12 protein-coding genes are annotated in these 12913 nt (G+C 62.2%); 8 read left to right on the top strand and 4 right to left on the bottom strand.

Annotated features, from left to right (window positions below; translation table 11 throughout):
• The first annotated feature begins 21 nt into the window (after positions 1-21).
• Genes VB618_RS08740 through VB618_RS08760 form a run of 5 tightly spaced genes read left to right on the top strand, consistent with a single transcriptional unit; the run spans position 22 to position 5560 of the window.
• Positions 22-1209, top strand: a complete 1188-nt coding sequence (locus VB618_RS08740) for an ABC transporter substrate-binding protein (RefSeq protein WP_329796241.1) — start codon at positions 22-24, stop codon at positions 1207-1209.
• 21 nt (positions 1210-1230) lie between these two features.
• Positions 1231-2316, top strand: a complete 1086-nt coding sequence (locus VB618_RS08745) for an ABC transporter ATP-binding protein (protein WP_329796242.1) — start codon at positions 1231-1233, stop codon at positions 2314-2316.
• On the top strand, positions 2316-3227 hold the full coding sequence (locus tag VB618_RS08750; RefSeq protein ID WP_329796243.1) for an ABC transporter permease: 912 nt from the start codon (positions 2316-2318) through the stop codon (positions 3225-3227). Before VB618_RS08745 ends, VB618_RS08750 begins: the two co-directional genes overlap by 1 nt.
• Before the next feature lie 4 nt (positions 3228-3231).
• Entirely contained in the window at positions 3232-4074 is an 843-nt protein-coding gene (locus VB618_RS08755; RefSeq protein WP_329796244.1) for an ABC transporter permease, read from the top strand.
• A gap of 7 nt (positions 4075-4081) precedes the next feature.
• Positions 4082-5560 (top strand): mannitol dehydrogenase family protein, encoded by a 1479-nt coding sequence (locus VB618_RS08760; protein ID WP_329796245.1) that lies wholly within the window; start codon positions 4082-4084, stop codon positions 5558-5560.
• A gap of 3 nt (positions 5561-5563) precedes the next feature.
• Here VB618_RS08760 and VB618_RS08765 read toward each other — a convergent pair whose 3' ends face one another.
• Positions 5564-5995 (bottom strand): SET domain-containing protein, encoded by a 432-nt coding sequence (locus VB618_RS08765; RefSeq protein WP_329796246.1) that lies wholly within the window; start codon positions 5993-5995, stop codon positions 5564-5566.
• 208 nt (positions 5996-6203) lie between these two features.
• On the opposite strand from VB618_RS08765, the gene VB618_RS08770 reads away from it, so the two are divergent.
• Positions 6204-7580 (top strand): cytochrome P450, encoded by a 1377-nt coding sequence (locus tag VB618_RS08770; protein WP_329796247.1) that lies wholly within the window; start codon positions 6204-6206, stop codon positions 7578-7580.
• A gap of 93 nt (positions 7581-7673) precedes the next feature.
• On the opposite strand, the gene VB618_RS08775 is transcribed toward VB618_RS08770, so the two are convergent.
• Positions 7674-8057, bottom strand: a complete 384-nt coding sequence (locus VB618_RS08775) for a response regulator (protein WP_329796248.1) — start codon at positions 8055-8057, stop codon at positions 7674-7676.
• 893 nt (positions 8058-8950) lie between these two features.
• On the opposite strand from VB618_RS08775, the gene VB618_RS08780 reads away from it, so the two are divergent.
• The gene (locus VB618_RS08780; RefSeq protein ID WP_329796249.1) at positions 8951-9535 is read left to right on the top strand and encodes a cold-shock protein; all 585 of its coding nucleotides are present in this window, start codon (positions 8951-8953) and stop codon (positions 9533-9535) included.
• Between the two features lie 45 nt (positions 9536-9580).
• Here the strand turns inward: VB618_RS08780 and VB618_RS08785 are convergent, their stop codons facing one another.
• Positions 9581-10315 carry a PhoH family protein gene (locus tag VB618_RS08785; RefSeq protein WP_442931718.1) on the bottom strand — a complete coding sequence of 245 codons (735 nt, stop codon included), beginning with the start codon at positions 10313-10315 and terminating at the stop codon, positions 9581-9583.
• Positions 10316-10720: 405 nt separating this feature from the next.
• Between VB618_RS08785 and VB618_RS08790 the strand changes: the two genes are divergently transcribed.
• Positions 10721-11662 carry a ribokinase gene (locus VB618_RS08790; RefSeq protein ID WP_329796250.1) on the top strand — a complete coding sequence of 314 codons (942 nt, stop codon included), beginning with the start codon at positions 10721-10723 and terminating at the stop codon, positions 11660-11662.
• On the opposite strand, the gene VB618_RS08795 is transcribed toward VB618_RS08790, so the two are convergent.
• Positions 11653-12906: an AGE family epimerase/isomerase gene (locus VB618_RS08795; RefSeq protein WP_329796251.1), complete on the bottom strand. Its 1254-nt coding sequence runs from the start codon at positions 12904-12906 to the stop codon at positions 11653-11655. The genes VB618_RS08790 and VB618_RS08795 overlap by 10 nt on opposite strands.
• Positions 12907-12913 lie beyond the last annotated feature (7 nt).

Raw genomic sequence — 12913 nt, forward strand, 5'->3', positions numbered from 1 at the left:
GCACAGAACGGGAGGAAGAACATGACGAACCTGATCACCAGGCGTACCTTTGTCGGCAGCGTTGCCGGCGCCGCAGGCGTTGCCGCTTTTGGCGGCACGGGCTTTGCCCAGACGGCTCTGCCGACGAGTCCGGTCACGCTCAACGTCATCGATGTGGCCGGCAATCTCGCGCTGACCCAGAAAGCCATCGAGAACTACCGCAAGGCGAAGCCGAACCTCGTCTCGCGCATCAGCTTCACCAAGGCGACTGCGCCCGAACTCGCCGGCAAGATCAAGGCGCAGCAGGATGCGGGCCGCGTCGATATCGACCTCGTGCTCACCGGCACCGATGCGCTCTCCGCCGGCATCGAGCAGAAGCTGTGGGTCGATCTGATCGGAAGTCATTCCAACGCATTGCCGAAACTCGACGACATCTATCTTCCTGCCGCGGCGAAGATGCAGGGGCTGGCCAAGGGGCAGGGCGTCGTCGTGACCTATTATCCGTCGGGTCCGTTGCTCGAGTACATGCCGGACAAGGTCAAGACCGTTCCGACCACGGCCGAGGAACTGCTGGCCTACACCAAGGCCAATCCGGGACGCTTCATCTATGCGCGCCCTGCCAATTCCGGTCCGGGTCGCACCTTCATCATGGGCCTGCCCTACATCCTGGGCGACAGCAACCCGCAGGATCCTGCCAAGGGTTGGGACAAGACCTGGGCCTATCTGAAGGAGCTGGGGCAGAACATCGAGTATTACCCGTCCGGCACCGGTGCCGTGATGAAGGAGCTGGGCGAAGGCTCCCGCGACATGACCGTGTCGACCACCGGCTGGGACATCAACCCGCGCGTCCTCGGCGTCGTGCCGAAGGAGGCCAAGGTGGCGGCTCTCAAGGGCTTCCACTGGGTGGCGGACGCGCACTACATGTGCGTGCCCAAGGGCCTGGCCAACGAGAAGGTCGCGGTGCTTCTCGACCTCATGAACTTCCTGCTCACCAAGGAGCAGCAGGCCTACACCTATGATGAAGGCTACTTCTATCCGGGTCCGGCCGTGAAGGGCGTGACCCTCGATATGGCACCGCCCGAGAGCCAGGCCGCCATCAAGGAATTCGGCCGTCCCGAATACGAGAAGTGGATCGCCGAGAATCCGATCGAATTGCCGCTTCAGCCCGAGCAGATGGTCGTCGCCTTCCGCATGTGGGACGAGCAGGTCGCCGGCGGCAAGCGCAAGTAAATCGAAAACCAAGGACCCGCGATGACCATAGCCCTTTCCCAATTCGACGAAGTCCGGCTCGATCGTGTGAGCCGCGATTTCGGGGCGCTCAATGCCCTGCGCGACGTCTCCCTCACCATCCGTCGGGGCGAGTTCATCGCCCTGCTCGGGCCTTCCGGCTGCGGGAAGTCGACGACATTGAACTGCATCGCGGGTCTTCTTCCTGTGACCGGTGGAGCGATCTGGCTCGACAAGAACCGGGTCGACACGCTGCGTCCCGAGGAGCGCGGGTTCGGCATGGTGTTCCAGAACTATGCGCTCTTCCCGCATCTCAACGTCCGCCAGAACATCGGCTTCGGCCTCAAGATGCGCGGGCGGCCGAAGGCCGAGATCGACCGCAAGGTCGACGAGGCTCTGGATCTTGTCAGACTCCGAGGGCAGGAGAACAAGCTGCCGGGCCAGCTCTCGGGCGGCCAGCAGCAGCGTGTGGCGATTGCCCGCGCAATAGTCATCGAGCCGCCCCTGGTGCTGATGGACGAGCCGCTCTCCAACCTGGATGCCAAGCTGCGCTTGGAAATGCGGGCGGAGATCCGGCGCATTCACAACGAGCTTGGGGCAACGACCATCTACGTGACCCACGATCAGGACGAGGCCCTGTCGCTTGCCGACAGGATCGTCGTGCTGCGTGACGGTGTCGTCCGGCAGGTCGGCGCGCCGAAGGAGCTCTATGAGGCGCCGGCCCATTTCGACGTGGCCGACTTCATGGGCTTCCGCAACAAGCTTAAAGGGCAGGTCGTCGCCATCGAGGGCGACCGCACCATCCTCGACGTGGAGGGTGCGAGGATCAGCGGCGTTGCCCGTGAGCGGGTTTCCGTCGGCTCGACGGCCTATGCGGCCATCCGGTCCGACGATCTTGAGGTGGGTGAGGCCGGGCCGAACGCCATCGCGGCGACTGTCGACACCATCGAGTACCGCGGCCGCGAATTCGTCGGAACCGCCCATTCGGCCGGTGGGCTCGATTTCGTCTTCCGCTCTCATGTGCCGGTGGAACTGGGATCCAGGATTCATCTGCGGACGGAAGATGAGCGCATTCTCGTCTTCGCGGAGCCGGTTCAAGGGAGGCAGTGATGGACGCCGTTGCTCACGCGCCTGCCGTTGAACACGGTCCCAGCCTGCACCAGCGTCTGGCCGCCAGGGGGATTGATGCCGTAACCCTGCTCGTCATTCCTGCCGCCATCTTCACGCTGCTGCTCTTCGTCTATCCCTTCGCCTTCGGCTTCGTTCTATCGTTCGAGCCCAAGGCCGGAGGAGACTGGCTCGCCAATTACAGACGCTTCTTCTCGGATCCGTTTCTCTACAAGACGATTGCCAACACGCTCTGGCTCGCAATTCCCGTCACGCTCGTCAACCTTTTGCTGGCTGTGCCGATCGCGTTCCGCGTGCGTCTCATGCGACGCCAGCGCCTTCTGACCACGATCCTCGTTCTTCCGATCACTCTCGGCACGGTTCTCGTGGCTGAAGGACTGTTGAACTATCTCGGACCGCAGGGGTGGTTCAATCGTACCTTGCTCACCATCGGCCTGATTTCGCAGCCCTTGAAGCTTGTTCACAATTACTGGGGCGTTTTCGCCTCGCTGGTGATCACGGGCTTTCCGTTCACCTTCCTGCTGACCCTCTCCTACGTCACGGGCATCGATCCGGCACTCGAGCAGGCGGCGGCGACCCTCGGCGCCAATGCATGGCAGCGTTTCCGCCATGTGTACCTGCCGCTGCTGATGCCGGGCTTTGCCATCACCTTCTGCCTGTCCTTCGTGCAGGCCTTCTCGGTCTTTCCTTCGGCGGTGCTGCTCGGGGAACCCGCAGGCGTCACCCGCGTCATATCGATTGCAGCAGCAACGGCTGCTTTCGAGGAATACGACTACTCCATGGCCTCTGCGATTGCGATGATTATGGGCTTCGTCCAACTCGCCATCGTCGTGGTCGTGCTCGCCTCCCGCGGATTGTTCTACCGCGGTCCGGCCTCCGGCGCGAAAGGGTAAGCCGATGATCCGCGATACCACAATCGGCTCCAAGCTCTGGGCAGCTGCCATCTGGGCAACCGTCGGCTTCTTCGTCGTCAACCTTTTCGCCATGATCGCCACGGTGGTGACGAGCTCCTTCGCCACCCGCTGGCTCGGCACCTGGCTCCCGGCAGGCTGGACCACGCGCTGGTACTCGTCCGCCTGGAGCGAGTTCCAGCTCTGGGACGTTCTGGTCGTCACCTTTCAGGTTATCGGCGCCGTGGTCTTCATCTCAGGCGCCCTCGGCGTGACGGCCGCTTATGCACTGGCGCGCCGTGATTTCCCAGGCAAGCGCCTACTGGTGCTGCTCTTCCTGCTGCCGCTCCTGATTCCATCGATGACCTTCGGCATCCCTCTGGCGACGGTGCTCTACCAGACGGGTCTGGCGGGCACCTTTTGGGGCGTGGTGGCGGCCAATCTCGTGCCGACCGTGCCCTTCGTGATCCTGGTCATGATCCCCTTTATCGAGCAGATCGATCCGAAGATCGAGGCGGCTGCCCGCGTCTTCGGGGCTAACACTTTCAAGCTCTTTATCTATGTGCTTCTGCCGCTGCTACTGCCGGGCATTCTGGCGGCCCTGCTGCTGGTTCTGGTGCGCACCATTGCCATGTTCGAGTTGACCTTCCTCGTGGCCGGCCCGACCAGCCAGACTCTCGTGGTGGCGCTCTATTACTCCGTCTTCGCAGCCGGTGTGCGTGCGGTACAGTCCATCGACGCGATGGCGGTGATCTACATGGTGACGACGCTGATTTGGCTCATCATCGCCCTGCGTTTCGTCAACCCGACGCAGATCGTCACCCGTGCAAAGCAGCAGCCGGCGCATTGAGGGTCCAATGTCAGATCGCCTGAACGATGATAACCTTGCGGACTTGCCGGGCGGAGTTCAACGCCCCGCTTATAACCGGAAGGCTCTGAAGACAGGCATCGTTCATCTCGGCGTGGGTGCGTTCCACCGAGCGCACCAGGCCGTCTATACGGACGATGTCGTGGCACAGGATCCGCACTGGGGCATCGTGGCCGCAAGCCTGCGGAGCCCGGACACCTACGACGCGCTGCAGCCGCAGGACGGGCTCTACACCTTGTCCGTGCGCTCGCAGGAAGGCGAAACGCTCCGGGTCATCGGATCGATCCGGCGCGTTATCGTGGCTCCTCGGGAGATCGAGGATCTTCTCGACGTGATGGCGGATCCTCAGACCCGGATCGTGACCTTGACCGTCACCGAGAAGGGCTATTGCCACGACCCGGCGACAGGCACCTTGAACGAGGCCCATCCCGATATCGTGCACGATCTAGCTTATTCGATGAACCCGAAATCCGCCCCGGGCTTCATCGTTGAGGCCCTGCGCCGCCGCCGGATGAACGGCGTGCCGCCCTTCACCGTTTTGACCTGCGACAACCTTCCCTCCAACGGCCGCACCGTGAAGCGCGTTCTCACGCGCTTTGCCGAACTGGTTGATCCGGAACTCGGCCGGTTCGTTGCCGACGAGGTCTCGTGCCCTTCGACCATGGTCGACCGGATCGTACCGGCCACGAGCGATCAGGATCGTGAGCGGATCGGCGAGGTGCTCGGCGCGACCGATGCATGGCCCGTCGTCACCGAGCCCTTCACGCAATGGGTGATCGAAGATCGCTTCCCTCAGGGACGCCCCGCCTGGGAAAAAGCAGGCGCGGAGTTCGTGAGCGACGTCGAGCCGTACGAGCATATGAAGCTCAGGCTGCTCAACGGAAGTCACTCGACGCTTGCCTATCTCGGCTACCTCGCCGGCTACGAGACGGTTGCCGACACCATGGCCGATGAGGCCTTCGTCCGGCTGATCCGGGGCCTCATGGACGAGGAGGTCACGCCGACGCTCCACATGCCGCCGGGTGCCGATCTGGAATCCTACAAGAGCGCCCTCATCAAGCGGTTCAAGAACCCGGCCCTGAAGCACCGCACGTGGCAGATCGCCATGGATGGATCGCAGAAGCTGCCCCAGCGCCTTCTCGGCACGATCCGCGACCGTCTGCGCAGCGGCGCACCCATCGGGCGGTTGGCCCTCGGGGTCGCGGCCTGGATGCGCTATGTGACGGGGATCGACGAGAAGGGCGGGACCATCGACGTTCGCGACCCTATGGCGGAGCAGCTAAGAGAAGTGGCCGACAGGGCAGGCGGATCGGCCGAAATGCTGGCGCGTGGTCTGTTTGCCATTCGTGGGATCTTCGGGGACGACCTGCCGGCTGGTGCTCGCTTCACCGGCGAAGTCGCGGCACACCTCACGCGGCTCTACGAGCTTGGCGCGAGGCGCACGGTTTCCGAGTTCAAGGCGGGCTGAGCCTCACAAGGCCGAAGCAGCGGCTTCCTTTTCACGCTTCTTCTGGCACGAGTGGCATCGGCAGCCATGCGGCTTGATGAAGGTCTCGAAGTAATTCTTTCCGTAATTGTAGGTGATCTCGTCGCCTGGTTTGATGCGCTTGATCGCCTTGATGCGGATCTTGCCCCGCGAGATCGTCGCCTGGGCATTCGGACGGCATGAGTGATTGATATAGCGCGCAGTGTTCCAGCGCGGCGATCCATCGATGGTCCAGCGGCTGTTGATCTCGAACAGGTAGCGGGTGTTCCGGCGCCTCTCGACCTCTTCGCTCGTAATCCGAGGTCCGACATATTCGATAATGAAGGATCCCTTCTCAATTACATCCGTTGCGAAGAGCCCAAGACCTGTTTCCGAGCGCTTGATGCGAAAGGGGCCTTCCGCCCGCTTGGTACTCATATTCACCAAATGCTCCGCGACATCCGAGAGAAGTTGTCAGTTCCATGGCTGAAAATCATCGATTGATCAAATGGGTCACTACGCGAAGTTCTCCAGATCCAAAGTCGCGTTTCTGCGTTGTGCCTCTTGTTGCCCTGCCAATGCCGGACAAGCTCTGATCGGTTCCGGCATATCAGAGGGTACGTGAGTCGTCTCAAAAAGGAATCGCATGAGCATCGATGCCCTTCCCATGCTGTCGGAGCAGAGCCCCGGCATCGCGGTCAGCCGCCGCTCTCCACTCTCTGTCCTGCCCGCGCTCGTTCGGGACCCGCTTAAGGCGCTGCCGCCGGAGGTCTATCGAGAACCGCTCGTTTATTCGCGGGTCGCCAGCCGAGAGAGGGTTTTCCTGCTGGATCCGTCTCTCATCCAAGAGGCCCTGGTTCGCAATGCTGACTCTTTGTCGAAGGGGGAGGATGTGCGGCGGGCTCTGGGCCCGGCTCTCGGCCAGGGCCTGCTCACGGCAGACGGCGCCCATTGGCGCTGGCAGCGCCAGTCCGTGGCGCCGGCCTTCCGGCATGAGAAGCTCGTCGGATTGCTTCCCGCGATGATCTCGGCCGCGGAGCGGACCCGCGACCGCTGGCTTGCTGCCGGCCCCGACGCAACAATCCGGATCGGCCACGAGATGATGCGCACGACCTTCGACATCATCGTGGAGACCATGATGTCGGGGCCTAGCGGGATCGACGTGGTCCGGGTGGAGCGGGGCATCACGGATTACCTGAAACCGACCGGCTGGATCTTCGCATTGAGCATCCTCAACGCGCCCGATTGGGTGCCATACCCGGGGCGCGGCCGGGCGAGGGCGGCGACAGGTTATCTTCGCTCGGCGATCACCGGCATGATCGCCGAACGCCGTCGCAACGGAGAGGTGCGTGAGGACCTGGTCGCGCTGCTCCTCGCAGCAGCCGATCCCGAAACCGGGCGCGTGATGACGGATGAGGACATTGCCGACAATCTCCTGACCTTCATCACGGCCGGACATGAGACCACGGCCCTTGGACTTGCCTGGACCTTTCTCCTTCTGGCGCATCACCCGGAGCACGAGGCGAGGGTGCTTTCAGAAATTGACACGGTCACAGGCAATGGTCCGGTTCGCCCGGAGCATATTTCCGAGCTGACCTATACACGGCAGGTATTCTCGGAGGCCATGAGGCTCTATCCGCCGGCTCCCATCATTACCAGAACGGCAACACGTGCCTTCCCGCTCGGCGGGTTCATGGTTCCGGATGGTGCTGTGATCGTTGTTCCCATTCACGCAGTGCACCACCATGAAGCACTCTGGGGCGAGCCTGAGCGGTTCGATCCCAAGCGCTTTGCGCCGGAGCAGGCGAAGTCGAGGCATCGTTACGCCTACATGCCTTTCGGCGCGGGTCCGCGGATCTGCATCGGCAGCGCCTTCGCCCAGATGGAGGCGCTCGCCATCCTGGCCATCATGCTGAAGGCCGTTCGTATGCGGCCGAGATCAGGCTCCATGCCGGCGCCAATCATGAAGGTGACGCTGAGGCCGAGGGCAGATGCCGAGATGCTGGTGGAAACACGTTCCTAAATGAACAGCCGTTCAGGATTATGCGCCCGAGCGGCCTTCATTCTCATCGGAGCGGCAGCTCAAAAAGTCGTCCTGTATCCTGCGCCAGTGGAATCAAACAGCCGCCCGAATATCCTGAACTGCTAGAGCAGTTTGCAGCGTGTCGGCGAAGTTCTGGTAGGAAAACGGCTTCGACAGGGTCGGACAGTCGCGGAAACGCTCTGGGAGCGAGCGGAAATCGTAGCCTGTCGAGAAGATGAAAGGAATTTTACGGAAGCGCAGCACGTCTGCGACCGGGAAAACGACAGACCCGTCCACGTTGATGTCGAGGAGGCCGATGTCGATCTCGGCCTGAAGGGCAAGGGTGAGGGCATGATCCAGACGAGCGGCAGGGCCCACGACCTGGCAACCGAAATCCAGAACCATGTCCTCGATCAGCATCGAGATCATGGCCTCGTCTTCGACGATCAGGACTCGCTTTCTTCGATCTTCAAGCATAGCCCCTCCTGGCCGGATTACATCTGACGCAGCGCCTTTTCGGCGTCGTTGCACGAATCAGTTGCAATCACTCTAGTCTTAACGTCTGTTCCGTTCGCTATCTTATGTTATTAGGAATTCTGGAAGGTATCGTAACCCTGCCGACAAGCTAAAGTAAATACCTTGGGTTCATGCTTCTCAAGCAGCCTTTCTGCGAGCGATTTTCACGCGAACGACTGATGTAATCTTAGTCCCCATAAGCTCAATGGAGCGCATGATCTGCTCATGCGGCATGGTGCCGACGCTGAACTGAGCCAAGTAGCAGGCATGGCGGAAAAGCTCATGCTGGAACAGATCTTGTCGGTGATTGCCTGCAGGCTACCGACACCCAAGGCAGCGCAGACCCCGCCGGCTTCGAATTGCCGGCGCGTGGAGGGAGGCCAACCGCGCTCCCGGCCAAGCTGGGTGTCCCGGAGACGCGATAGAGCAGTTGAAGGCTTGGCGGCTCAGTCATCTCGGCTGCCTCATGGATCAAGCTGAGCCGGCGGAGGGCGGCTTTGCCATTGCTCGCCTCCCGACAGATCTCAGGATCTGCTGCTTCCGCCATTTTTGAGGGCTCGGGTGGACATAGGTCCTAAAAGCCTGATGGAAGCCCGAAATTCCCGACGTGAAACCTGACAATTCGCCAGAACCACCATTTTGGGACCTTGCGTGAAACGTTTAGGTATGAGTAGTTATCTTCTTGCCCTCAATGGTTGGGGGCTGTACGCCTATGGCGTTTAGGAAACTTGAGACTTTAGAAGGCAGTCCTGATGGGCCGGGGAAATGATCACCGTGATCGCCGACGTCAATTTGGCGGTCAACCCGAAGATCACTGGGGCGAATTCGCTCCGCCAACATCTTTTGAACGGCCCATGCGGCAGCAGACATCCTACGGCTCCTCAGCCGCAGGACCCGAGACTGAAGCACGGGTGAAATGGTTCAATCCCGACAAGGGCTTCGGCTTCGTCGAGATGACCGATGGCTCGGGCGAGGCCTTCCTGCACGTCCGGCAGGTCGAGGCTGCGGGTCACACCGCCCTCGAATCCGGCACGACCCTGGTCATCAAGGTCGGCACGGGCCAGAAGGGTCCGCAGGTCCAGGAAATCGTCAGCGTGGATACCAGCACGGCCGAGCCGGAGCCGCCGCGCGGTGCGCGTCCGGCGCGTCCGCCGCGTGCGGGTGGCCCAGGCGGCCAGTCCGGCGGGTTCTCCCGCCCGAGCGGCCCCAGCACCCGTCCCGTGAGCGGCCCCCCGGAGGTGCCCGCCACCGTGAAGTGGTTCGACTCCGTGAAGGGCTACGGCTTCGTGTCCGTCGAGGGTGAAAGCAAGGACCTGTTCCTGCATATCTCCGTCGTGGAGCGTGCCGGTCTCGGCCAGCTCGACCAAGGACAAGCGGTTCGCATTGCGATCGTCGAGGGCCGCAAGGGCGCCGAAGTCGGCGCCATCGAACTCGCCTAAGAGGCCCTGCCTCAGCGTTTTGTGAAAAGATCCGGGTTCACTGCGTCAGCAGTGGACCTCTTCGAACGCGCGCACCCACATCTCGCAGATTCCAGACCGCACGATGTCGTTGAGGGTGAACTCGACGATCGGCACCGGCAGCATCTGCGACTTGATCAGGTGAAGCACCGTGCGCAGACCCGATGTCTCGCGCAGGTCGCACTGGCTCACATCCCCGTTGATCACCACTTTGCATTCCTCCCCGATGCGGGTGAGGAACGTCTTCATCTCGGCCGGCGTCGCATTCTGCGCCTCGTCGAGAAGGATGAAGGCGTCGCGCCATGAGCGGCCGCGCATCACTTCGAACGGTACCATTTCGATATCGCCGTTCTTGATCGCGATGTCGAAAGCCGCCGTGCCGATGCGCTCCTTGATGGCCTCGATCACGGGCGCGGCCCAAGGACCGAACTTCTCTTCGAGACTTCCCGGGAAGAAGCCGAGGGAACGACCGGCCGGGACATTGGGGCGGGTCAGAATGATCTTGCGGATTCGCCGCTGGCGGAAAAGATCCGCCGCGTATGTCGCTGCGATCCAGGTCTTGCCGGTGCCTGCGGGCCCGAGCACCACGACCTGGGAGCTGGTCTTCAAAGCGTCGAGATAATCATCCTGTGTGGCATTGAGCGGCTTGATGGGCGGAGGGCTGCGCTCTCCCTGGAACTTGGAGCCCGTGAGGTCGAAAACCTGCGCTGTTTCATGGGAGCGGCGGGTCTTGCGTCTCTGCTTTTCATGATGCTTGCTCAATGACCAACTCCGGGTTGAAACTGCGCACACCAATCATCCAGGCGCCGCGCAGAGGCGTCTGGAGAAAAACTTGCGAGCGAAGTGGAGATACGAGAGCGCGTCGTTGCGGGCGGTGAATGTCCGCGATCCAGAATGTGAGGATCAGCCTGCCTGCCCATCAAAGCCTGTTCTTCTACCTGCGAGAGGCAAACTATCTTTGATTCTGATGACAGTTTACCGCTGCTACGCCTACCTGCGAGTCAAATGTTGAGGCAGGCTGCTTGGTTCCAGGGCATAATCCCTCTGTGGTGCTGAGGAGGAAATAGCTGTGGATGGCTCTCTCGTTGCTCCTCAAAGAAATCAGGAGCTACCCCCCGCCGGGCCCAAACCGCCGATGGTAGGAAAGCGCCTCAAAGGATGAGCGGCATGATCGTTGTTTTCGGTTCGATCAACATGGATCTCGTCGCGCGGGTGCAGCGCATCGCCAGACCGGGCGAAACCGTTCTTTCGCGCCGCGCCGACAGCTTCTTCGGTGGCAAGGGAGCCAATCAGGCGGTTGCCGCAGCACGGATAGGGCAGGGCGGACCCGGCCGGGTCGCCATGGTCGGCGCCGTCGGAGATGATCCCTTCGGAGCAGCCTGCCTCAAGAACCTCGAAGACAACGGCGTTGATGTTCAGGCTATGCGGATTGTGGCTGAGCCGACAGGCTGTGCCTTCATCACGGTCGATGATACCGGCGAGAACGCCATTACGGTGGCGAGCGGCGCCAACATGGCCCTGTGCTCCATGGATCTTCCGGATAGCCTTTTGTCGAAGGCCTCCGTGCTGGTGCTCCAGATGGAGGTCTCCCTGGCCTATAGCCTCGATGCCGCTGCACGGGCGCGTCGGGCAGGGGCAAGGGTGATCTGGAACTTCGCTCCTGTCCCGCCCGTCAAAGAACGTTCAGGCATGGCTGAACTGCTGCAAGCGGCGGATGTGTTGGTCGTCAACGAGCACGAGGCGCTCGCCATCGCCGCGGTCGCCGGCGAGGCGACGGGTACGGGTGACGATTATCTCAAGGCCGCCACTGTCCTGTCGCGCGATTTCGGCCCAACCTGCATCGTGACGGCCGGTGCCCGGGGAGCCTATGGCGTTTCCTGCGATGGCACACGGATCCATGCCGCGGCCTGCCCGATCGCGCCGGTCGATACCACCGGCGCGGGCGACACCTTTGTCGGCGTGCTGGCGAGCGGTCTTGCGGAGGGCCTGGAGATGGGGTCTGCGATGGAAAAGGCCTGTGCGGCCGCATCCCTGTCCTGCCTGACACCCGGCGCGCAGGCCGGGATGCCTAACCGCGATGCGCTGGAGCGCTCTCTTGCTCAGCCCTGAGCAACGGCTTCCGCGATGACCTTTGTCAGACTGCCGGTGGCTGGAAAGAGCGGGATCAGGCAGGCCTGGAGCGCGTGGTAGAGGTCCGGCTTGCCAGCGAACAGGGTCGAGCCGGGCATCAGATCTTCAGCAAGTTCAGGCCGCCAGCCTCCATGTTCATAGTCGATCAGGTAGCGGTCGGCGAAGCCCCAGAGAGTGCGGTACCACTGCTCGTGCAAGTCGCCTGGGCTGTGCTCGCTTAGGAACGCCGCCGCGCCGATGGCTTCCGCGCAGGGCCACCAGAGCTTCAGCGACAGCCTCGGCTTGTCGTCCCAGTCGAGGGCGTAGAAGAGCCCGCCCTTGTCCTTGTCCCATCCCAGTTCAATGGATTGCCGGAACAACTCACGGGAAGCCTCCGGCATCCAGGCGTGACGCTGTCCGCCCAGGGACCAGAGTTGGAGAAGGAGCCTGGCCCATTCCAGCCAATGGCCAGGCGTCGTGCCGGAGGGGCGGAACATGTCGTCGCCGCGATAGTCTCTGTCGAGGCTCCAGTCCTCATGGAAGTGCTCGGCCACCCGATAGCCCAGGGCAGCCGCATGGCGGCCGATGACGAGGCCGGCGATCCGCCCCGCTCGGTCGAGATAGGTGCGATCGGCTGTGGCCTCGAAGGCCGCCATCAGGGCTTCAGTGAGGTGCATGTTGGAATTCTGGCCGCGATATTGGCTCAGGGGCTGCCAGTCGCGCGTGAATTCCTCCGTCACCGCTCCGTGCTGCTCCTCCCAGAAGCGCTCCTCCAGAATCTGCGTGATGTCTTCCAGCAGGTGGTCCGCCAGCGGATGGCCCACCACCTTGGCGCTCGAGGCTGCCAGCAGCACGAAGGCATGGCCATAGGCCTGCTTGGTGTCATCCTTCGGTCCATCATTGTCGAGCGACCAGACATAGCCTCCGTTCTGTGCGTCCCGATGCGCCTTCCAGAGATACTCTATTCCATGGTCGACGATGGCATCGCAGCCGGGCCGGCCGAGTAGGGTGCCGATGGCAAAGCAATGCACCATGCGGGTGGTGCTGTGGATCTGCCGGACAGGATTGGCGGCCTCGATAGGGTGTCCCGTTTCGTCGAGATTGAAGAAGCCGCCGGCCGGATTGATGACACCGTGCTGAAAGAAGTCGAACAGGTTGTTGGCCTGCTCGAACAGCCATTGCCGGTGGAAGCGATTGGAGCGCCATGGCGTGCCGAGCGGCGGCAGAACAGGTTGGGTTGTCATGATGCCC

The organism is Microvirga sp. CF3062, from assembly GCF_036314045.1.
Lineage (GTDB): Bacteria > Pseudomonadota > Alphaproteobacteria > Rhizobiales > Beijerinckiaceae > Microvirga.